The organism is Mycolicibacterium sp. P4_G11 (genome assembly GCF_056555145.1).
The window spans coordinates 35,581-55,077 of record NZ_JBFUJW010000017.1 but is presented as its reverse complement, the minus strand read 5'-3'; the positions used below and the strand labels follow the sequence as shown (position 1 = coordinate 55,077).

General features: G+C 66.1%; 24 protein-coding genes and 1 tRNA gene. 17 read left to right on the top strand and 8 right to left on the bottom strand.

The features are described from left to right. The first annotated feature begins 32 nt into the window (after window positions 1-32). From clpS to AC1U2B_RS28060, 8 genes are all read left to right on the top strand, one after another. Window positions 33-332 carry an ATP-dependent Clp protease adapter ClpS gene (gene clpS, locus AC1U2B_RS28095; protein WP_043394555.1) on the top strand — a complete coding sequence of 100 codons (300 nt, stop codon included), beginning with the start codon at window positions 33-35 and terminating at the stop codon, window positions 330-332. Between the two features lie 3 nt (window positions 333-335). After that, the gene (aosR, locus tag AC1U2B_RS28090; protein ID WP_043394554.1) at window positions 336-917 is read left to right on the top strand and encodes an oxidative stress transcriptional regulator AosR; all 582 of its coding nucleotides are present in this window, start codon (window positions 336-338) and stop codon (window positions 915-917) included. Beyond that, complete coding sequence (locus AC1U2B_RS28085) at window positions 914-1,933, top strand: P1 family peptidase (protein ID WP_480219367.1); 1,020 nt, start codon at window positions 914-916, stop codon at window positions 1,931-1,933. Before aosR ends, AC1U2B_RS28085 begins: the two co-directional genes overlap by 4 nt. A 57-nt stretch (window positions 1,934-1,990) precedes the next feature. After that, window positions 1,991-2,650: a rhomboid family intramembrane serine protease gene (locus AC1U2B_RS28080; RefSeq protein WP_043984214.1), complete on the top strand. Its 660-nt coding sequence runs from the start codon at window positions 1,991-1,993 to the stop codon at window positions 2,648-2,650. Between the two features lie 138 nt (window positions 2,651-2,788). After that, a complete protein-coding gene (locus tag AC1U2B_RS28075; protein ID WP_043394551.1) occupies window positions 2,789-3,556 on the top strand; it encodes a cyclic nucleotide-degrading phosphodiesterase in 768 nt (255 codons plus the stop codon). Between the two features lie 50 nt (window positions 3,557-3,606). After that, on the top strand, window positions 3,607-4,389 hold the full coding sequence (gene rph / locus AC1U2B_RS28070; protein ID WP_480219366.1) for a ribonuclease PH: 783 nt from the start codon (window positions 3,607-3,609) through the stop codon (window positions 4,387-4,389). Beyond that, the gene (rdgB, locus tag AC1U2B_RS28065; RefSeq protein WP_043394548.1) at window positions 4,382-4,987 is read left to right on the top strand and encodes an RdgB/HAM1 family non-canonical purine NTP pyrophosphatase; all 606 of its coding nucleotides are present in this window, start codon (window positions 4,382-4,384) and stop codon (window positions 4,985-4,987) included. Before rph ends, rdgB begins: the two co-directional genes overlap by 8 nt. A gap of 163 nt (window positions 4,988-5,150) precedes the next feature. After that, entirely contained in the window at window positions 5,151-6,062 is a 912-nt protein-coding gene (locus AC1U2B_RS28060; RefSeq protein WP_480219365.1) for an endonuclease domain-containing protein, read from the top strand. A 63-nt stretch (window positions 6,063-6,125) separates the two neighbouring features. Here the strand turns inward: AC1U2B_RS28060 and AC1U2B_RS28055 are convergent, their stop codons facing one another. Beyond that, on the bottom strand, window positions 6,126-6,740 hold the full coding sequence (locus tag AC1U2B_RS28055; RefSeq protein ID WP_480219364.1) for a TetR/AcrR family transcriptional regulator: 615 nt from the start codon (window positions 6,738-6,740) through the stop codon (window positions 6,126-6,128). Window positions 6,741-6,795: 55 nt separating this feature from the next. Between AC1U2B_RS28055 and AC1U2B_RS28050 the strand changes: the two genes are divergently transcribed. Beyond that, the gene (locus AC1U2B_RS28050; protein ID WP_480219363.1) at window positions 6,796-7,689 is read left to right on the top strand and encodes a haloalkane dehalogenase; all 894 of its coding nucleotides are present in this window, start codon (window positions 6,796-6,798) and stop codon (window positions 7,687-7,689) included. Window positions 7,690-7,695: 6 nt separating this feature from the next. Here the strand turns inward: AC1U2B_RS28050 and AC1U2B_RS28045 are convergent, their stop codons facing one another. From AC1U2B_RS28045 to AC1U2B_RS28035, 3 genes are read right to left on the bottom strand one after another with little or no spacing between them, the layout of a single operon-like run. Next, window positions 7,696-8,034 (bottom strand): DUF3817 domain-containing protein, encoded by a 339-nt coding sequence (locus AC1U2B_RS28045; protein ID WP_043394541.1) that lies wholly within the window; start codon window positions 8,032-8,034, stop codon window positions 7,696-7,698. Further along, entirely contained in the window at window positions 8,031-8,402 is a 372-nt protein-coding gene (locus AC1U2B_RS28040; RefSeq protein WP_043394539.1) for a hypothetical protein, read from the bottom strand. The genes AC1U2B_RS28045 and AC1U2B_RS28040 overlap by 4 nt, the downstream gene beginning before the upstream one ends. Window positions 8,403-8,450: 48 nt before the next feature. Beyond that, entirely contained in the window at window positions 8,451-8,837 is a 387-nt protein-coding gene (locus AC1U2B_RS28035) for a hypothetical protein (RefSeq protein ID WP_480219362.1), read from the bottom strand. A 475-nt stretch (window positions 8,838-9,312) separates the two neighbouring features. Here AC1U2B_RS28035 and AC1U2B_RS28030 point away from each other — a divergent pair. Then, window positions 9,313-9,396: transfer RNA gene (locus AC1U2B_RS28030), tRNA-Leu, on the top strand. Window positions 9,397-9,621: 225 nt separating this feature from the next. On the opposite strand, the gene AC1U2B_RS28025 is transcribed toward AC1U2B_RS28030, so the two are convergent. After that, on the bottom strand, window positions 9,622-9,753 hold the full coding sequence (locus tag AC1U2B_RS28025; protein ID WP_260940144.1) for a hypothetical protein: 132 nt from the start codon (window positions 9,751-9,753) through the stop codon (window positions 9,622-9,624). A gap of 197 nt (window positions 9,754-9,950) precedes the next feature. Here AC1U2B_RS28025 and AC1U2B_RS28020 point away from each other — a divergent pair, with 197 nt between their 5' ends. Further along, window positions 9,951-11,039, top strand: coding sequence for a fatty acid desaturase family protein (locus AC1U2B_RS28020; protein ID WP_480219361.1), 1,089 nt, complete (start codon window positions 9,951-9,953; stop codon window positions 11,037-11,039). Between the two features lie 21 nt (window positions 11,040-11,060). Here AC1U2B_RS28020 and AC1U2B_RS28015 read toward each other — a convergent pair whose 3' ends face one another. Further along, window positions 11,061-11,234 carry a hypothetical protein gene (locus AC1U2B_RS28015; protein ID WP_480219360.1) on the bottom strand — a complete coding sequence of 58 codons (174 nt, stop codon included), beginning with the start codon at window positions 11,232-11,234 and terminating at the stop codon, window positions 11,061-11,063. A gap of 476 nt (window positions 11,235-11,710) precedes the next feature. Between AC1U2B_RS28015 and AC1U2B_RS28010 the strand changes: the two genes are divergently transcribed. The 3 genes from AC1U2B_RS28010 to AC1U2B_RS28000 are packed head-to-tail and all read left to right on the top strand — an operon-like array spanning window position 11,711 to window position 15,383. Further along, window positions 11,711-12,898: a glycosyltransferase gene (locus AC1U2B_RS28010; RefSeq protein WP_480219359.1), complete on the top strand. Its 1,188-nt coding sequence runs from the start codon at window positions 11,711-11,713 to the stop codon at window positions 12,896-12,898. Further along, on the top strand, window positions 12,886-13,908 hold the full coding sequence (locus AC1U2B_RS28005; protein WP_418003027.1) for a glycosyltransferase: 1,023 nt from the start codon (window positions 12,886-12,888) through the stop codon (window positions 13,906-13,908). Before AC1U2B_RS28010 ends, AC1U2B_RS28005 begins: the two co-directional genes overlap by 13 nt. Continuing rightward, window positions 13,905-15,383 (top strand): glycoside hydrolase family 130 protein, encoded by a 1,479-nt coding sequence (locus AC1U2B_RS28000; RefSeq protein WP_480219358.1) that lies wholly within the window; start codon window positions 13,905-13,907, stop codon window positions 15,381-15,383. Before AC1U2B_RS28005 ends, AC1U2B_RS28000 begins: the two co-directional genes overlap by 4 nt. A gap of 5 nt (window positions 15,384-15,388) precedes the next feature. Here the strand turns inward: AC1U2B_RS28000 and AC1U2B_RS27995 are convergent, their stop codons facing one another. Next, window positions 15,389-16,261 carry an NYN domain-containing protein gene (locus tag AC1U2B_RS27995; RefSeq protein WP_480219357.1) on the bottom strand — a complete coding sequence of 291 codons (873 nt, stop codon included), beginning with the start codon at window positions 16,259-16,261 and terminating at the stop codon, window positions 15,389-15,391. Window positions 16,262-16,348: 87 nt separating this feature from the next. Between AC1U2B_RS27995 and AC1U2B_RS27990 the strand changes: the two genes are divergently transcribed. The 3 genes from AC1U2B_RS27990 (at window position 16,349) to AC1U2B_RS27980 (ending at window position 18,735) form a co-directional block, all read left to right on the top strand. Then, a complete protein-coding gene (locus AC1U2B_RS27990; protein WP_480219356.1) occupies window positions 16,349-17,224 on the top strand; it encodes a formylglycine-generating enzyme family protein in 876 nt (291 codons plus the stop codon). Window positions 17,225-17,480: 256 nt separating this feature from the next. Beyond that, window positions 17,481-18,143 carry a DsbA family protein gene (locus AC1U2B_RS27985; RefSeq protein WP_480219355.1) on the top strand — a complete coding sequence of 221 codons (663 nt, stop codon included), beginning with the start codon at window positions 17,481-17,483 and terminating at the stop codon, window positions 18,141-18,143. 391 nt (window positions 18,144-18,534) lie between these two features. Next, window positions 18,535-18,735 (top strand): hypothetical protein, encoded by a 201-nt coding sequence (locus tag AC1U2B_RS27980; protein WP_480219354.1) that lies wholly within the window; start codon window positions 18,535-18,537, stop codon window positions 18,733-18,735. Window positions 18,736-18,782: 47 nt separating this feature from the next. Here the strand turns inward: AC1U2B_RS27980 and AC1U2B_RS27975 are convergent, their stop codons facing one another. Continuing rightward, window positions 18,783-19,373 (bottom strand): TIGR03086 family metal-binding protein, encoded by a 591-nt coding sequence (locus AC1U2B_RS27975; protein WP_480219353.1) that lies wholly within the window; start codon window positions 19,371-19,373, stop codon window positions 18,783-18,785. Window positions 19,374-19,497 lie beyond the last annotated feature (124 nt).

Here is a 19,497-nt window from a genome sequence, read left to right as displayed (position 1 = left end):
GCGACTGGCAACCACCCGGCTATTCTGGGCTCATGGTTCTGGGTGCCCCGGTCGCGCGGACAAGCCCGGCGACTGACGTCGAAGAGGCGGCGAGCCTCGACAGTCCGTGGGTGACCATCGTCTGGGACGACCCGGTGAATCTGATGACCTACGTGACCTACGTCTTCCAGAAGCTGTTCGGCTACAGCGAGGTGCGCGCCACCGAGCTGATGATGCAGGTGCACACCGAGGGCAGGGCCGTCGTCTCGGCGGGCAGCCGGGAGTCGATGGAGGTCGACGTCACCAAACTGCACGCGGCCGGACTGTGGGCAACCATGCAGCAGGACCACTGACCGATGCGCAAGTGGAAGCGGGTCAACACGTCGTCGGGTGTGCGCATCAGGTCCGGCCTCGAAGCGCACGAAGTCATGATGCTGCGCAACTTGGTCGGTTCGCTGGTCGAGATGCTCGACGATCGCGAATCCGCTTCACCGCGTGACGAACTCGCCGAGCTGACCGGCATGAAGATCGGGCCGTCGCAGGCCCCTGATGACGACACCATGCGCCGCCTCCTGCCGGACTTCTACCACGATCCGGCCACGCATCCGGATGGCCGCGCCGCCGGCGAGAGCCTCAACGGCGCCCTCCGCAGCCTGCACGAGCCGACCATCGTCGACGCCAAACGACAAGCCGCCCAACGGCTTCTGGATTCGTTGCCGGAACCGGCCGGCAAGTTCGAGCTGACCGAGGAGCAGGCGGAGGGCTGGGCGTCCGCGATCAACGATGTCCGGCTGGCCCTCGGCGCGATGCTCGACATCGGACCCGATGGGCCGCAACGGCTTTCGCCGGACCATCCGATGGCGGGGCATCTGGAGGTGTATCAGTGGCTGACGTATCTGCAGGAGTACCTGGTGCTGAGCCTGCTGGACGAGCGGTGACGGGCTCCATCACCGACGTCGCCGGCATGCTGGTCGGCAATCACCACCGCATCGAAGACGCCACCCTGGGCGGCGGCTGGGCCACCGGCACCACCGTCGTGCTGGCCCCACCCGGAACGATCGGCGCGGTCGACGTCCGCGGGGGAGCGCCCGGCACCCGCGAGACCGACCTGCTCGACCCGTCCAACAGCGTGCAGCACGTCGACGCGATCGTGCTCACCGGCGGCAGCGCCTACGGGCTGGCCGCGGCCGACGGCGTCATGACCTGGCTCGAGGAACACGATCGTGGAGTGAAGATGCCCGGCGGACGGGTGCCGATCGTGCCGGGCGCGGTGATCTTCGATCTGCCGGTGGGGGCGTGGGCCAACCGGCCGACGGCCGAGTTCGGCTACCAGGCGGTGGCCCAGGCCGGCACCGACGTGTCGACGGGCAATGTCGGTGCGGGCGCCGGTGCGCGGGCGGGCGCGCTCAAAGGTGGGCTCGGGACGGCCTCGGTGACGCTCGACAACGGCGTCACCGTCGGTGCGCTCGTCATCGTCAATGCGGCCGGCCACGTCGTCGACCCGCAGACGGGACTGCCGTGGTCGGCCGACCAGATCGCCCGGTTCGGGCTGCAGTCTCCGCCGCCCGACCAGATCGAGGCGTACCGCACGCGGGTGAAAGACCCGAAGCCGCTCAACACGACCATCGCCGTCGTCGCGACCGACGCCGCGCTCAGCCCGGCCGGCTGTAAGAAGGTGGCCGTCGCCGCGCACAACGGGCTGGCCCACACCATCCGTCCGGCGCACACCGCCGTCGACGGCGACACCGTCTTCGCGCTCGCGACCGGACGGGTCCGCATCGAGCCGGACCCCGCGACGCCGGAACAGATGAACCCCGAGACGCGACTCATCTCCGAGATCGGGGCGGCCGCCGCCGACGCGCTCGCCACCGCCGTGATGGTCGGGGTGCTGGCCGCCGAGTCGATCGCCGATATACCGACCTACCGCGACCTGCTGCCAGGAGCCTTCGGCTGAAGCGTTCCGCCGGTAGCCTGGGGGTATGACGTCAGCGAGTAGCGGAGCGGATCGCGCATGACTTCGGACCTGTCGACCACCTCATCCAAGCCGCAGCCGCCTGCGACGTGGAAGGTTGGCGGCGTCACCATCGTCGGCTTCGTCGGGCTGCTCTGGCTCATCGAGGGCTGGGATGCGCTGCATCAGCAGCGACTGAATCAGGACGGCATCCGGCCGCTGGAGACCGATGGGCTCTGGGGCATCTTGTGGGCGCCGCTGCTGCACGCCGACTGGGCGCACCTGATCGCCAACACCGGCCCGGCCCTGGTGCTCGGGTTCCTGGTGACGCTCGCCGGCATGGGCCGGTTCCTCGGGGCGACGTTGATCATCTGGATTCTCGGCGGATTCGGTACCTGGCTGATCGGCAACATCGGCGCGCCGCGCGGTGTGGAGTCCGTCCACATCGGGGCGTCCGGGCTGATCTTCGGTTGGCTGACGTTCCTCATCGTGTTCGGGTTCTTCACTCGGCACGCGTGGCAGATCATCGTCGGCATCATCGTGTTGTTCGTCTACGGCGGTGTGCTGTGGGGCGCGCTGCCGGGCACATTCGGCGTGTCGTGGCAGGGCCATCTGTGCGGTGGCCTCGCCGGCGTGCTTGCTGCGTATTTGCTGAGTAGTCCGGAAAGAGAAGCGCGCGAACGGCGTAAGGGTTCAGCCCTGCCGTCGATTCCGACGTAATTTGCTGAATTTGGAATTCGCCGCGCGCGGTGATGCCCGAAGCGTGATCGGTATCGCTTTCGGGACCAATCGAGAAACTGACCGCCTAAAGGTGCCGTCTTTTCGTCGCAGGACGTGTTGACGTGGCAAGCTAGGGGTGTGCGCCTCACCATTCTCGGTTGCTCCGGCAGCGTGGGTGGGCCGGATTCTCCGGCCTCGGGCTATCTGCTGACCGCTCCGGACACCACACCGATGGTTATCGACTTCGGCGGCGGGGTACTCGGAGCACTGCAGCGGCATGCTGATCCGGGCGCCGTAAATATATTGCTGTCACATCTGCATGCCGACCATTGTTTGGACTTGCCCGGGCTGTTCGTCTGGCGTCGGTATCACCCGAATCCTCCCGTTGGTCGCGCCCTGATGTTCGGTCCGGCGGCCACCTGGCACCGGCTCGGCGCGGCGTCGTCGCCCGAGGGCGGCGAGATCGACGACATCACCGACATCTTCGACATCAAGGTCTGGGTCGACGGCGAAGACGTCGAGATCGGCTCGCTGACCGTGACGCCGCGACTGGTGTGTCACCCGACGGAGTCGTATGGCATGCGGTTCACCGATCCGTCCGGCGCGACGCTCGTCTACTCGGCTGACACCGGCTACTGCGACGCGTTGGTTGACCTCGCCCGCGGTGCCGATGTCTTCCTGTGCGAGGCGTCGTGGACCGACTCGCCCGACCGCCCGCCGAAGCTGCACCTGTCCGGCACCGAGGCGGGACGCGCCGCCCGCGAAGCCGGGGTCAAAGAGCTCCTGCTGACCCACATCCCGCCGTGGACCTCCCGCGAGGACGTCATCAGCGAGGCCAAGGCCGAGTTCGACGGACCCGTGCACGGCGTCGTCTGCAACGAGTCGTTCGACATCACCCGCCGGTAAGACTTGGGCAAGTCGGGACCCCGCATTCGGCGGCCCGCTAGGGTTGTCGGGTGTCCAGACGAGAAGACGGTCGCCTTGACGACGAGCTCCGCCCGGTAAAGATCACCCGAGGATTCACCAAGCACCCGGCAGGGTCGGTCTTGGTGGAGTTCGGCGAGACGCGGGTCATGTGCACCGCCTCGGTGTCCGAAGGGGTGCCACGCTGGCGCAAGGGCTCCGGGTTGGGCTGGCTGACCGCCGAATACGCAATGCTGCCGGCCGCCACGCATGACCGCTCCGACCGCGAGTCGGTGAAGGGCCGCGTCGGTGGACGGACCCAGGAGATCAGCCGGTTGATCGGCCGCTCGCTGCGCGCGTGCATCGACCTCAGCGCCCTCGGCGAGAACACCATCGCCATCGACTGCGACGTGCTGCAGGCCGACGGCGGTACCCGCACCGCGGCGATCACCGGCGCGTACGTGGCGTTGTCCGACGCCGTCACCTACCTGGCCGCGGCCGGGCGCTTGAAGGATCCGCGCCCGTTGTCGTGTGCGATCGCCGCCGTGTCGGTCGGTGTGGTCGACGGCCGGGTCCGCACGGACCTGCCGTACACCGAGGACTCGCGCGCCGAGGTCGACATGAACGTCGTCGCCACGGATACCGGGACTCTCGTCGAGGTGCAGGGCACCGGCGAGGGTGCGACGTTCCCGCGGTCGACGCTGGACAAGCTGCTTGATGCCGCGCTGGCCGCGTGCGACCAGTTGTTCGCGCTGCAGCGTGAGGCGTTGGAGCTGCCGTACCCGGGCGTGCTGCCGGAGTCTTCGGCCCCGGCCAAGAAGGCATTTGGTGCCTGACCTACTCGTTGCTTCCCGCAATGCGAAGAAGCTTGTGGAGTTGCAGCGCGTTCTCGATGCCGCGGGTGTCGTCGGTCTGAGGCTGTTGTCGTTGTCTGATGTGCCCGAGTATCCCGAGGCGCCCGAGACCGGGGCGACGTTCGAAGAGAATGCCTTGGCCAAGGCTCGTGATGGCTTTGCGGCCACCGGAATCGCTTGTATCGCAGACGATTCCGGGGTGTCGGTCGATGCGTTGAACGGCATGCCCGGAGTGCTGTCGGCCCGGTGGGCCGGGCGGCACGGGGACGACGCGGCGAACCTTTCGCTGCTTCTCGGCCAGATCCAGGATGTGCCGGATTCGCGCCGCGGCGCGGCGTTCGTGTCGTGCTGCGCGCTGGTTTCCGCCGCGGGTTCTGTTGTCGTTCGCGGTGAGTGGCCCGGCGCTATTGCGCGGGAGCCGCGGGGCTCGGGCGGGTTCGGGTACGACCCCGTGTTCGTCCCTGCCGGTGGTTCGGTGTCCGCGGCAGAGCTGACTGCTGCCGAGAAGGATGCGGCGTCACATCGCGGGCGGGCGTTGGCGCAGTTGGTGCCGGCGCTGCGGGAGTTGGCTGCGGGCTAGCTGCGGCCGGCCGGCGCACTGCCGTCGTCCAACGCAATTGCAGGGCGATTTTCAGGCTGTTTTTCCGCCACACAGTTGCGTTGGGGGAACCGTCCGCGGGTTATCCACAGGCTGCGCCCGCCGATGCTGGCGAGATTCGCGATCCGCTGGGCACACTGCCGTGGTGGGGGAGCCATTTATCGGGAGCGAAGCCCTATCTGCGGGCCGCCTGACTCGTCATCAGTTACGGACGAACTTTGTGGCTGTGCACAAGGACGTTTACGTGCCGAGAGGTACGAGGCCGACCGCGATCATGCGAGCGAAGGCGGTGTGGCTGCGATCCAAACGCCGGGGAGTGCTCGCGGGTTTCTCGGCGGCCGCGTTGCATGGGGCCAGGTTCATCGGGCCTGAAGTACCCGCCTACATCTGTGACCGCTACTGCCGCAGTGAGCGCGGTGTCGTGTTGTGGCGAGACATCCCACCCGACGATGAGGTGTGCTGCATCGGCGAGATGCGGCTGACGACTCCAGTACGCACCGCGGTTGATTTGGCCCGAAGACTTCCGGAGGATGCTGCCGTCGCTGCCATTGATGCATTGGCTCGCGCAGCACGACTGACGGTGGCTGATATTGAGACGGCAGCGGAGCGTCAGTGTGGACAGCGGGGGATTCGCCAGGCGCGGAAGACGATTGCACTCGTTGACTCGAAAGCCGAGTCGCCCAGGGAAACGGCGTTGCGGCTGTTGATCATTCGGGCCGGGCTTCCGAAGCCGGAGAGTCAGCACCCGATCTACAACGAATATGGAGCGCTGATCGGGGTTGTCGATTTCGCGTGGCCGGAGTTGAAGATCGCAATCGAGTACGAGGGCGTGCACCACACCGATCCGGATGCGGTTCGTCGAGACATCGCGAGGATCGAGTGCATGGTTGAGGTGGGTTGGCTCGTCATTCGGGTGACTGCGCGCGACCCGGCTGGCGCCGTACTGCATCGGCTCATCAACGGTCGTGCTTCGCGGGGTGCGGTTGACGATATTGCCTGGCGATTCCCACGGGACGAGGCGGAGAGACTGTGGCCCACTGAGATGCGGGCGTCGTAGCGATGGCTCCGGGCTATCCGACCGCAACCGCAGGGCGGTTTTCAAGGGCCGAATTACCGCCGCCTAGTTGCGGTCGGCGGAAGCTGGATTGGTCAGGTAGCCGTCGATGAAAGCGTGCAGTGCCGGTGCGAGGTGCGCGACGCCGGAATCGTTGAGCTTGGCCAGCAGGATGATGCCCTGATACTGCGCGAGTAGCGCGTGGGCGAGCTGCTCGGGATCGGTGCTCGGCCGCAGGGTTCCGTCGGCCACGGCTTCCTGGCACACGAGTGCCATGTGGTGCTGCATCGCGGCCAGGGTGTGCGCGAGATGGGCGCGGAGATCGTCGTCGGTGGTGGACAGTTCGGCGGCGAAGTTGCCGAAGGGGCAGCCCACCGCCCGGCCGAACTGCGCTTCGAGCGAGGACTGGATGACGCCGATGGCGTCGGGAACGGCGTGCAGCTTTTCGGCGGGCGTCGCGGTGGGGGAGCCGGTCAGCTGACGTTGAAAGGCCTTGGCGTGTAAGTCAATAACGGCTTTGCCGAGTTCTGATTTCGACGGAAAATAGTGGTAGAAGCTGCCCTTCTTGATGTCGGTCGCGCGGCAGAGTTCATCGACGCCGACGGCCTGGTAGCTGCGTTCGAGGAAGAGGCGGGCGGCGGTCGCGACGAGGCGGTCGCGGGCATCTGAACTTCGGGGCACCTGAGAATCGTAATTAATAGTTGACCGGTCGGTCAACTATGGCTAGCTTGACGACATGACCGCCACCACCACTGAGATTTTCCGCACCCCGGACGAACGTTTCGCGAATCTGCCGGGTTATGACTTCGCGCCGAACTACGTCGACATCGACGGGCTGCGGCTGCACTACCTCGACGAGGGACCGCGCGACGGCAAGCCCATCGTCTGTTTCCACGGCGAACCGACGTGGGCGTTCCTGTACCGCAAGATGATCGGCGCCTTCGTCGACGCCGGGCACCGCGTGATCGTGCCTGACTATGCGGGCTTCGGCCGCTCGGACAAGCCCACTGACCGGCGCTGGTACAGCTACGACCGGCACGTCGACTTGGTGACCCGGCTGCTGGGTGGTCTGGATCTGCACGACGCCACCGCGATCGTGCAGGACTGGGGCGGGCCGATCGGCTTGCGGTGGGCGACGGAGAACGCGGATCAGGTTGGGGCGCTGGCGATCTTCAACACGGGGCTGTTCACCGGCCGGGTATCGAAGGGCTTCATGGCCTGGCGCGCCTTCGCGGAGGCCAATCCGGACCTGCCCGTCGGCTTTGTGATCCAAGGCGCGACGACGACGGAGCTGTCACCCGAGATCGTCGCGGCCTATGACGCGCCGTTCCCCACGGCGGAGTCCAAAGCCGGCGCCGCGCAGTTCCCGCTGTTGGTGCCGATCACCGACGACGCCGCGGGTGCGACGGAGATGCGCGCGGTCACCGATGCGCTGTCGCGCTGGGAGAAGCCCGCGCTGGTGGCGTTCTCCGATCAGGACCCGGTTTTCCCGTATCCGCGTGCGGGCGAGGCGTTCGTCGACCTGATCCCGACCGTGGCTGAGCAGGTGCGGATCGAAGGTGCGTCGCACTTCCTGCAGGAGGATCGGGGCGAGCAGCTGGCAGCCGAGGTCCTCAAGCACCTCGGCTGATACGGGTCAGAGGTCGAAGCGCTTCTTGACGTCTTCGGTGCGGAAGTGCTCGACGATGATGCCGAGCAGCGGGACCGTGCCGGCAAAGAGAGTGCCGATGGTCTGCCCGAGGGGCCAGCGGACCTTGACCGCCAGGTTGAACGTGCAGAGCAGGTAGGCGAAGTACACCCAGCCGTGGACGATGCCGATCCAGTTCAGGCTGGCGTCGTTGAAGATGTAATGCGCGACCAGCTCGTAGCAGAGGGCGATGAGCCAGATGCCGGTCGCCCAGGCCATCACGCGGTAGGCGATCAGGGCCTTGCGGATGGTGTCTTTCGACAGGGTGGTCGGCTGCGACTCGGTCATGTGGTGGTCCTGTCCTGTTTGTCGTTCTCGGCCAGTTCGGCGAGGTAGGCGTTGTACTCGTTGAGGGTCGGGTCCGCGGTGTCTTTGGCGGCCTTGGGGCGCTCGGGGAGCAGACCCTCGGGGATCTCGGTGGGCCCATCGGTCGACGGCGCGACGGGTCCCTCGTCTTCGTAGCGGACGAACTTGTAGTAGCCGTAGAAGCAGAATGCGCCGAACATCGGCCACTGCAGCGCGTAGCCCAGGTTCTGGAAGGTGCCGGCGCTGGACTGGAACCGCGACCACTGCCACCAGGCCAGGGCCATGCAGCCCAGGGCAGCGACGGTCACCAGCACGATGAGCGCCGGCCTCCTACGCCGTGTAGTGGACATAAGGCAACGGTACCGCGCGTGACGTGCGGTTTGCGATTCGCGGCCGGGCTACGACGCCGGACGTTGGACACACGGCCACGGCACCAGCCTGGACTTCGGGCCGATGAATTCGTCGAGACGAGCGGTGTCTGCTTTGCGGTAGATCGAGAGTTGCTTTCTCGACGAGCGCCGCCAGTGGATGCCGAGTTGGTCGAGCGCGCCGGTGAACAGGTTGACGATGTCCTCGGACATGTTCGAGAAGTGGTAGCGGACGCTCATGACGCCGCGGTCGTCGGCGACGATGCGGCACCCATCGCTGTGGATTAGGCCGACGACGAATTCTTCGGTGGCTTGGTCGACGAGGTCACGCTGCCATGCCTCGAGTGCAATGAGCCGATCGTGCTTCTTGCCGGGGCCGTGCTGCGGGAACAAGCAGGGCCAGTGCTTCGAGTGCATCGAGACATCTACGCACCCCACCCTCCCGACGATTCCCGCATGTTGGCCCGGCATCACAGCTGCCATCGCTTCACGGCAACGTTGCACGATCGACGGGTACTTCCTGTCCAGCGTGATGCGGAGCCTCCAAATCTCTCGGGCGCGCGAGATGTTGCCATCGCCGAGATAGAGACCGAGTAGGTACGCGTACGGCCCGGCAGGAAGCCCGCCGAAATCGTGCAGAACCCCGCAAGGTGACGACCGATCCCGCTTCACGAGGTTTGTCGGTGGATGCAGTCGCCAACCGCGGACGGTTGTGCGCGGGACGCCGGTCTCACGCGCAACGGCGCAGTCATTCATACCGGCCGCGACGAGGGATCGAACCTGATCAAACTCGTCGAGGTCGCGCATGTGCCCTCCGTCCTTCGTTGTCACCAACGTATGACGGACATCCGACAAGTCGGGAGCTGTTCGGTACCGGTATCCTCGGGGTGTTGCGGGCGTGATGAAATTGGCAAACATGCCGGCTTTAGGTGCCGGTGCTCGTGAGAGTTTGTGGGTTCGAGTCCCACCGCCCGCACTCATTGAGTCGAGTTATCGGCTCGGGCGAGCCCGGCGTTTGCCGCTTCTGCGCCTGACCTGCCGGTGGGGCCTGATTGGACCACCCGACTCTGGCAGGGCTGACGAGCTCACCGCAGGCCGCCCGTCCTGGCCTGGTTCGACGGCGGTGAAACTACCGCGTCCGGCGGCCAGGCTGTCAGCGACGCCCTACGAAAAGCGTTGGCCTGCTTTGTTGTTCCCTGTGTCAGCGCTTCTTGGAGTGCAGGATGCCTTCGGTCGGCGCCGGGTCTGTCTTGGCGCGCTTTTCCGCGCGTTTCTCTTTGAGCGACTTGCCGGGCTTCTTGGACATACTCTGGCGCGGAGATTTGTCAGACATGACTGGCCCCTTTGTTCGGGGGCCTGGATGGTCCCTATTACCCGACCATACGCGCACCGTTGACAGGCGGGCAATGCAGTAGTCAATGCTGCTGACGGCCCATGTGGCGCCGTTGCGCGCTGGGGCATAGGCTGGTGGTGACACACACCCTAGGTGGCCAAGACCCGCTGCCGCGCGTAGACGGACCGGGAATTCCTTTGTCTATCAATGATATTGCCGCGTACGCGCGGCTGACCCCAGCGGACGTCGAGGCGTTCGGGGCTGAACTGGACACCATTCGCGCCGATGTCGAGGACTCCCTCGGCGCGAAGGACGCGGCCTATATCCGCCGCGTCATCACATTCCAGCGGATTCTGGACGTCGTGGCTCGGCTCCAGATCGCCCGGAGTCGGTCCAGGGTCGGTTGGGCAGTGGGCTCGGCGGCGTTGGCGTACGCGAAAATCGTTGAGAATATGGAGATTGGCCACAACGTCTCGCACGGTCAATGGGACTGGATGAACGATCCGGAAATCCACTCAAGCACCTGGGAGTGGGACATGGTCGGGCCGTCGGCGCAGTGGCGGTACTCGCACAACTACCGCCACCATGTGTTCACCAATGTGGTCGGGGTGGATGACGACCTGGGATTCGGGGTACTCCGGGTGACCCGCGATCAACCCTGGAAGCCCGCATATCTGTGGCAGCCTCTGCGAAACATGTTGTTGGCCTTGGTATTCGAATGGGGTATCGCGCGCCACGGATTTCATTCCGAAACCGAACGGGCCAGCACAGAGGACGCGCGGCAGGTGGTGAAGAAGGCGATGCTGATCAAGATCGCTCGGCAGACCGCCAAGGACTACCTCCTCGTGCCTGCGCTCAGCCTGCGCCGCTGGCGCCGAACGCTGGCGGCCAACGCGACCGCCAACCTGCTGCGCAACCTGTGGTCGTACGTGGTGATCTTCTGCGGGCATTTTCCCGATGGCGTGCAGACGTTCGCCCCGGAGGTCCTGCGGTCCGAGACCAGAGCGGAGTGGTATCTGCGTCAGATGCTGGGAGCCGCGGACTTCAAAGCCGGTCGGGTGCTGGCATTTTCGAGCGGAAACCTGTGCTACCAGATCGAACATCACCTGTTTCCGGATCTGCCGAGCAATCGGTTGGCGCAGGTCAGTGTTCGGGTGCGTCAGCTGTGTGACAAGTACGACCTGCCCTACACCACCGGCTCGCTAACTCGGCAGTACCTGCAGACCGTGCGGACCATCTGCCGGCTGGCATTCCCGGATGGCGCAACGGCTGTCAGTCACGGATGAGCGCCGATGACCGGCAATGCGTCAAACGTCGAAGGCCCGTTGGATTTTGGCTCGCATCTGTCCGGTGTCGGCGGCGGCTTGATGCGCCTGTCCGTCGTCGTACGGTCCATTGTTGCCGACGCTGAAGCCGAAGTAGCTCTTGGTGGCGTCTGACGCACGTTTTGCTTTGCGGGCCATGGTTTTTGCGAATTTCATGTTTGGTCTTTCTATTGTCAGTTCAGTGCAGCGCGTTGGTCCGCGCTGGGTTTCAGGTCCGGTTTGTCAACCGCAGCCGAATTACGTTGTCGCCGTGGGCTACTCGGTGGCAACGGGCTCAGGCGCATTGGCGTAACACGTTGTATGCCTTCGGTTCTGGCATTCGGCCGCCCAGACGGGCATGTCGGCAAGTTGTCGGCCATGGTGATCCGAAGGCATCAAGGGTCACCGATACGTTGGGCTCGAACAACTGGAGTTCTGTCCACCTGTCACACTACACCCGTTTGCTGCCGTGAACTGCAACGACTGGTCAACAGGGCCGCTGCTCGCTCCGCTCGGAGGGGCTCGGGGGTGTAGCGTGGAAGAGGTTGGGAACCCAGTCAGTGCGGGCGTAGTCAGCCTTTTGCCGCTTGCATTCCCCCGAGCAGCCGCTCGCGCCGGACACGCCTCGGTGACAACCACGCGACGGGATCACCATGAAATCGCAAGCCAGTCTTCAATTTTCAGAAACATCGGTACTGAGTCACCAGAGTGCCGGCCTGCCGAGCTTCGGGATTCTGAGCACCTATCCACCGACCCGATGCGGCCTGGCAACCTTCAGCGCCGCACTGAGCCGCGGGTTGGCCGTCAACGGCGCTGATGTCAGTGTGGTTCGCGTCGCAGACGGGTCATCCACCAGTGACGCTCGTGTCGTCGGGGAACTGACCAACGGATCGGCGTCGTCAGCGTCAGCGGCGGTGGATTTGCTCAGCCAGAGTGATGTCGCGGTGATCCAGCACGAGTACGGCATCTACGGCGGCCCCGACGGCGATGAAGTCGTGGACATCATCGGCGCGCTGCAGGTCCCGTCGATCGTTGTCGCGCATACGATTCCGAAACATCCGACGCGGCATCAGCGGTCGGTACTCGAGGCCATTGTGACGCTCGCCGACCAGGTGGTGGTGCTGTCCGACGCCGCGAGCGCGCAATTGCGTTACGGGTTCGACGTAGACCGGCGGAAGATCAGCACGATTCCGCATGGCGCGACCGTTCCGGTTCGTGGCCACACCAAGCGCGGCGGCCGGCCGACGCTGCTGACCTGGGGCCTGCTGGGGCCGGGCAAGGGGGTCGAGCGCGTCATCGATGCGATGGGCGGGCTACACCAGCTCAACAGCCGGCCGCGTTACTTGGTCGCCGGCGAGACCCATCCAAAGGTGATCGCCGCCGACGGCGAGGCCTACCGCGACGCCCGGATCGAGCAGGCACGGTGCACCGGGGTGGCCGATTCGGTGCACTTCGATGCCGGCTACCGCGACATCCCGTCGCTGATCGCGCTGATGCTGTCCGCAGCAGTGGTTGTGCTGCCGTATGACTCCACCGATCAGACCACGTCCGGCGTCTTGGTCGACACCATCGCCAGTGGTCGGCCGGTTGTCGCCACGGCCTTCCCGCATGCGGTCGAGTTGCTGTCGACCGGGGCCGGCATCGTGGTGGCGCACGATGATCCCGACGCACTCCGCACGGCGCTGCGCACGGTACTGACCGAGCCTCGATTGGCCGGCGCGATGTCGGCAGAGGCGCGCCGGCTGGCACCGTCGATGTCCTGGCCGATCATCGCCAGGTCGTATCAAGCTCTGGCACAACGGATTCTGACCAAGCGACCGGAGCGGACGTGGCTGCAATAGTGCCGTCCCCGAAGTTCGACCATCTGCTCGCATTGACCGACCGGCATGGCACCTTCGAGCATGCGTGTGGCGCCGAGCCGCGCCTGGAACACGGTTACTGCACGGACGACATGGCCAGAGTTCTGGTCGTTGCCAGTCGCGAACCTGACGCCGGGGACGCCGTGCATGCACTGGCCAGGTTGGCCGTGAAGTTCCTCAACGAGGCGCAGGCGTTCGCCGGCGGCTGCCGTAACCGGATGGACCGCCACGGTCGCTGGACCGACGACTTCGCGTTCGAGGACTGCTGGGGACGCTGCCTGTGGGGCTTGGGCACGGCCGCCGCGCACAGCGATGTCGGTCTGGTCCGCAGTCTGTCGGTTGTCCAGTTCGAGCGAGCCGCACATGGCCGGTCGGTATGGCCGCGCGCGATGGCGTTCGCGGCGCTGGGCGCCGCCGAGTTACTCAGCGTCGATCCTGACCATGCGGCGGCGCGTCACCTCATCGATGACTACGCCGCGGGTGTGGCCGAGCCGAACGGCGACCGCGATTGGCCATGGCCTGAGGCGCGGCTGTCGTACGCCAATGCATTGCTGCCCGAGGCGATGATCGCGGCCGGCGTCGCCCGGGACGACTCGGAGCTGTGCCAGCACGGCCTGGACCTGCTGGAATGGCTGATCGATGGCGAGACCGTCGACGGGCACCTGTCGGTGAGCCCGGCCGGGGGCTGGGCGGCAGGCGATCCTCGGCCCGGATTCGACCAGCAACCCATCGAGGTGGCCACGCTGGCCGATGCGTGCGCCCGCGCCTCCGACGTGGACGCCAGCGCGCTCTGGCCGAACACCGTCCGGGCAGCCGCGGCCTGGTTCCAAGGCACGAACGATGTCGGAGCGACGATGTGGAATCCGGCAACCGGTGGCGGATTCGACGGACTGCAGGCCGACGGGGTCAACCTCAACCAGGGCGCCGAGTCGACGCTCGCGGTGCTGTCCACGTTCCAGCAGGCCCGCCGCCTGGTCGCGGTGTCCCAATGACCGCGGTGCGGTCGGGGCTGGTCACACGCAGCAGGCTGCGGTTGACCGCAGACCCGGCACGGGTGATCACCCGGCTGTTCGTTCCGGGGCAGGAAGGCTTCGAGGTCCAGGATTCCCGTGCCGGTGCGGTGCTGCAGCGGGTGCTGGCGCTGGACGAGGCCGACGTGCGGTCAGCGCTCGACAGTGTCGTCCGTCGATTCGACCACCGGCACCGCGATCTGGCCGGCACCTTTCGGCGTCATGCACGCGAGCTCGCTGATCGCCTCGAGCCCGGCACGAAAATCTCTGAGACCCGAATGTTGTTGGTGGGTGCGACATTCACCAGTGAGTTCGCGATCGAGGGGGCGGCACTGTGCAATCCGAGCATCGTCGCGCACCCTGATCAGACGGGTGTGGCCGCGGGCAGTCTGCGATTTGTGCTGAGTGTCAGGGGAATCGGGGAGGGGCATCGGTCCTCGATCGGGTTTCGGACGGGCACCGTGGACCATGCGGGCTGCGTCACGATCGACGATCGAGCTCCGGTCGCCACCGTCGGCACCGTGGTGCCGACGCTGCTCGACGCGGTGGTGTTTCGCAGCGAGCTGGCCCGGTTGGACGACGCCGGCGAGGCCGCCGACTATGTGCTCGACGCGCTGGGCGACCAGTTCACCCGCACCGACCTCGATGAACAGTTGGACAAGCTGCTGCTCCACCGCAGCACCCGCAAGCACGCGCCGGCGACCATCGCGCTGATCCGGGATATCGCCGATCGGTCGTACGCTGTCGAATTCTCCTCAGCCACAGACATTTCCGAGCATGTGCTCTGGCCGGCGACTGGTGCCGAGGCGGCAGGCATGGAAGACGCGCGTTTCGTCCGCTTCGTCGACGACGACGGCACCGCCACCTACCACGCCACCTACACGGCGTACAGCGGATCGCAGATCCGCCAGCAGTTGTTGACGACCGACGACTTCCGGTCGTTCACGTCGATGCCGATGGTCGGCGCGGCGGCCGCGAACAAGGGCCTGGCGCTGTTTCCCCGCCGGATATCCGGACGGTTCGCCGCGATGTCCCGGTCGGACCGGGAATCGAACACCCTGGCCTACTCCGACCACCTTTCAGTGTGGAGCGATGCGTCGACCTGCCAGCGTCCGGTCGAGGCCTGGGAGACACTGCAATTGGGCAACTGCGGGGCACCCATCGAGACCGATGCGGGCTGGCTCGTGCTCACCCATGGTGTCGGTCCGATGCGGACGTACTCGATCGGCGCGATTCTGCTCGACCTCGATGACCCGACCCGGATCATCGGGCGGTTACCGGAGCCTCTGCTGAGCCCCGAGAGCGACGAGCAGGACGGCTACGTGCCGAACGTCGTGTATTCGTGTGGCGCAATGGTGCACGGCGACACCCTGGTGCTGCCCTACGGTATCGGCGATGCCGCAATCGGTTTCGCTACGGTGCCGCTGACGGAGCTACTCGCGGTACTGCGCCTCTAAGCGGCCTATTGCGGGACGTGCAGCCGCACCATCCGCGTCGTCGAACTCTCGTCCAGCTCGACGACATCGGTGCGCGAGCGCAGGAAATCGCTGAAAGACCGGAATCCCAGCGACTTTTCGCTGAACGACGGGTCCATCCGCTTCATCTGCGCCTTGACCGCCGAGTTGTGCAGCCACTCGACGTCGTCCTTCTCCAGCCCGATCTGCAGCGCGCGGGTCAGTAGGGCGGTCGCCGAGATCTGAGGGTCCGGGGGTTCGGGCTCGGTGGGCTCGGTGGGTTCGGCTGTGCGGCGGGCACGTTTCGGTGGCGCTGGTTCGGCGGGCGGCTCGAGTGCCGGGACACCGGGCAGCGCGTCGTAGCTGACGAACTCGTCGCAGGCCGCCGCGAGCGCCCGGCTCGACGACCCGGCCACCCCGATACCCACCACGTACCGGCCAAGACGCTTGCAGCGCTGGGCCAGCGGAATGTAGTCCGAATCGCCGGCGGCGATGACGACGTGGGTGAGGTCGGGCAGCCGGAACATGTCTTCGACCGTGTCGACGGCGAGCCGGATGTCGGCGCCGTTCTTGCCGTACGCGGCCGCGGGGAAGAGCTGCACCAGGTCCACGGCGCGGCCGACGAGCTGCTGCCGGTAGCCGGCGTTGACGTCCGCGGACCAGTCCGCGTAGGCGCGGGTGAGCACCAACGTGCCGAAGGACGACGCGAAATCCAGCACCGCCCCGACGTCGACGGTGGCCTGGGTCAGCTTGTCCTGTTCGAGGCCCTTGGCCTTGTCTTTCTGAAACGAGTTGCGGCCGTGGACCTGGTCGTACCGCGATATCACGATGTTGTCGAAGTCGAGGTAGACCGCTACGCGGCTGGCAGCGGTATCCGTCATGTGTCTAGTGTCGTCTATCCCGGCGAGTAAAAGCTCCGAACCCCACTCGGGCGCCCTTTTTTGCGCGCGAATGCATAACCTGTCGGGGTGCTCACCGAACTGATCGCCCTCAGCGGCGGGTCGTACCGCATGGGTTCGCAGGACTTCTACCCGGAGGAAGCGCCGGTCCACGACGTGACAGTCGCGCCGTTCTCGATCGAGCGGCATCCGGTCACCAACGGGCAGTTCGCCGAATTCGTTTCCGAGACCGGCTATGTCACTGTTGCCGAGCAACAACTCGATCCGTCAGCGTTTCCCGGCGTGCCCGCCGAAGACCTCATTCCCGGTGCGCTGGTGTTCCATCCCACCGCGGGCCCGGTGGATCTGCGCAACTGGCGGCAATGGTGGACATGGGTGCCCGGCGCCTGTTGGCAGCATCCCTTCGGTCCCGAATCGTCGATCGCCGACCGGCTCGACCACCCGGTGATCCAGGTCGCCTATCCGGACGCGGCGGCGTACGCGGCGTGGGCGGGCCGGCGACTACCCAGTGAAGAGCAGTGGGAGTACGCCGCCCGCGCGGGCGCGACGACGGCCTACGCCTGGGGCGACGACGTGCGGCCCGACGGGCAATTGATGGCCAACACCTGGCAAGGCCAGTTCCCGTACCGCAACACCGGTGCGCTGGGCTGGGTTGGCACGACACCCGTTGGCACGTTCCCGCCCAACGGTTTTGGGTTGGTCGACATGATCGGCAACGTGTGGGAGTGGACCACCACCCGGTACGCGCCGCGGCATCAGAACAATCCCGAGGTCTCCGGATGCTGCCCGGCACCGTCCGGCGACCCGGCGATCATGCAAACCCTCAAGGGTGGCTCGCATCTGTGCGCGCCGGAGTACTGCCATCGGTACCGGCCGGCGGCGCGGTCGTCGCAGTCACAGGACAGCGCGACGTCGCACATCGGGTTCCGCTGCATCGCCGACTGAGGTGGCGCGCGAATCGGTCGCCTCTCCGTTCGACGCCAACCTCGCCGGAGGAAAGGCCTTGCAGTTCAACGGACTTGACGACGCAAGCTTGGGTCGGCTGAACCGGACGTCGGGACGGTTGGGCGCGTGAACGCTTGGGTGCTTCATCGAATCCGGCGCCCAATGACGGCCTTGCTCGCGCGACGCTGACGTCGAGCTGATTGCCAGACACGGGAAACTGGCGGACTTCGCCGGGTGGCACGGGCATGATGGACGTATGGATTGGACACGACTGACCCGATTGGTTCGCGCGTTGGGCGCTGTCGCGGCGGTGGTCGTGTCGCTGCTGTGCGGACCGATCGCCGGGACGGCGCGCGCGGCGGTCGCGGCACCGGCGGGCGACGTCATCTCCATCGGTGACCCCAACGCCCTCGGTCAGGTCGATCTCTACCTGGACCCGCTGTGCCCGTACAGCGGCAAGCTGATCCAGAAAGAAGGCGACGAGCTGGGCCGTCGTATCGAGAACGGCGCAATTCGGGTGAACCTACGGCTGGTGAATTTCCTCGAAAAGTATTCGGCGAGTGGCACATACGATCGCCGGGCGATCTACGCCGCGTTCGCCGTGGCCGGCGAGTCGAAATCGAGTGACGTGGCGTGGCGCTTCGTGCAGCAGATTTTCTCGAAAGAGCACCAGCCGAAAGAGGGCGGGCCGACGGACCTGAGCAACGATCAGCTGGCTGTCTTGGCGGGGGATGCCGGTGCGCCGCAGCAGGCCCAGGACCTGATCCGGGTCGGCTTGCCGGTCGGCTACGACTCCCGGGCGATCGCCGCCAACAACCTCAAGCTCCTGCACGAGTTTCCGAACCCCGGTGTGCCGCAGGTCGTGATCGACGGCCAGATCATCGACGACGACGATTGGCTGAGCCGGATTCCAGCCTGAGCGCTGGCCAGTAGCGACGATCCCACCTCGGTAGGCCGTCCCGTTCTTCGACGGGGCGGCCTCGTGCGTTGCGGCGTCAGGGAGACCGTGGCGCCCGGTTAAGGGGATGCGTTCGGGCTTCCTACGTCGAGCGTGGGCCATGGCGTGATCCGCGTCGGCGTGTCGACACAGAAAGCCGCACGTTCGACGTACGACGTTTCTCTACAGCTCGGGTGAACCGACGGTCTCGCGCCCGGGCTGGGCGCGGTTCCCCCGATTGGGGGACACGGGATTCAACCGGTGCAGGGGCCGGTTGGCGGATACCCGTCGACCTCGGCGGACGGCATTCTTAGTTCAACACCGGAACACACCGGAAAGAACTTGAAAAGCCTTCCCGCACAAAGGAGTCGACATGAACCTCACCAACCGCATCGCCGCCGGATTCGCCCTCGCCGCCGCCCCGGCCGTCATCTTCCTGGGCGCCGCCACCGCGCACGCCGATGTCTCGACAAACAACACCCCGGTCGGTACCCACCACGCGTTCCCGCATCAGCAGAACGCCCCGCAGCCGGGCACCCCGGTGCATCACCACCACCAGCACAACCACCGCTGAGACTTTCTGTCACCGCTGAGGCCGCCCCTGTCATCGACGGGGCGGCCTTACGCACTGGGGCTGACAGTCCTGCCGAGGAACGCCAACAGCTTGGTGGTCCGTGACGCATCCGCCGGCGCAAGTTGAGCCGGCCCGAAAGCGCCGGGCCGTCGGAGCATCGGTTCCGGCACGGACTCGACCAGCGCTTCGGACAGGGTGAGCAGGTCATCGGGCAGCTCGATCGATTCGCCCAACGAGCGGTGCAGGTCCCAGCTGTGCAGCGCCAGATCAGCCACCGGGAACATCAGCGCCCGGCGCAGCGAAACCTCGCCCTGCGGGGACTTGCGTAGGGCATCGAGGTCCGCCGTGGGGAGGGCGTCGCGCAGTCGAATGCCCAACTCGCTCAGGTGCGTGGCGGGGTCGTCGTACATCCAGTCCGAGGGTTTTGAAGGTCCGTCCCACAGCTCGCCGTCTTCGACCAGCACGATGACCCTGGTGGCGCTACCCGTTGCGTGCCCGACCAATTCGCGCACCGTCCACTTCTGCAGGTTCGACGGATCATCCCAGCGCTGTGCGGGAATCTCCCGCACCGAAGCGGTGAACAGGTCGAGTGCCTCGGCGGCCAACACGTCAATTCGGGGAGTCGTGTCTTCGCTCATAGACACCACCGTACGAGCGGGCACCGACAGAATCTGGCTGCCGAACCGCGGCGACGGTCGGCCTGCACCGACCTGTGGTCGATTCGCTAATTGGCCTGTTCAGGCCCAGTCCCCGTACCCTTCC

Coding starts and splice junctions, on each gene's coding strand:
- clpS (WP_043394555.1), top strand. CDS start 33: ATGGTTCTGGGTGCCCCGGTCGCGCGGACAAGCCCGGCGACTGACGTC.
- aosR (WP_043394554.1), top strand. CDS start 336: ATGCGCAAGTGGAAGCGGGTCAACACGTCGTCGGGTGTGCGCATCAGG.
- AC1U2B_RS28080 (WP_043984214.1), top strand. CDS start 1,991: ATGACTTCGGACCTGTCGACCACCTCATCCAAGCCGCAGCCGCCTGCG.
- AC1U2B_RS28050 (WP_480219363.1), top strand. CDS start 6,796: ATGACCGCCACCACCACTGAGATTTTCCGCACCCCGGACGAACGTTTC.
- AC1U2B_RS28045 (WP_043394541.1), bottom strand. CDS start 8,034: ATGACCGAGTCGCAGCCGACCACCCTGTCGAAAGACACCATCCGCAAG.
- AC1U2B_RS28040 (WP_043394539.1), bottom strand. CDS start 8,402: ATGTCCACTACACGGCGTAGGAGGCCGGCGCTCATCGTGCTGGTGACC.
- AC1U2B_RS28035 (WP_480219362.1), bottom strand. CDS start 8,837: ATGCACTCGAAGCACTGGCCCTGCTTGTTCCCGCAGCACGGCCCCGGC.
- AC1U2B_RS28025 (WP_260940144.1), bottom strand. CDS start 9,753: ATGTCTGACAAATCTCCGCGCCAGAGTATGTCCAAGAAGCCCGGCAAG.
- AC1U2B_RS28015 (WP_480219360.1), bottom strand. CDS start 11,234: ATGAAATTCGCAAAAACCATGGCCCGCAAAGCAAAACGTGCGTCAGAC.
- AC1U2B_RS28010 (WP_480219359.1), top strand. CDS start 11,711: ATGAAATCGCAAGCCAGTCTTCAATTTTCAGAAACATCGGTACTGAGT.
- AC1U2B_RS28000 (WP_480219358.1), top strand. CDS start 13,905: ATGACCGCGGTGCGGTCGGGGCTGGTCACACGCAGCAGGCTGCGGTTG.
- AC1U2B_RS27995 (WP_480219357.1), bottom strand. CDS start 16,261: ATGACGGATACCGCTGCCAGCCGCGTAGCGGTCTACCTCGACTTCGAC.
- AC1U2B_RS27985 (WP_480219355.1), top strand. CDS start 17,481: ATGGATTGGACACGACTGACCCGATTGGTTCGCGCGTTGGGCGCTGTC.
- AC1U2B_RS27980 (WP_480219354.1), top strand. CDS start 18,535: ATGAACCTCACCAACCGCATCGCCGCCGGATTCGCCCTCGCCGCCGCC.
- AC1U2B_RS27975 (WP_480219353.1), bottom strand. CDS start 19,373: ATGAGCGAAGACACGACTCCCCGAATTGACGTGTTGGCCGCCGAGGCA.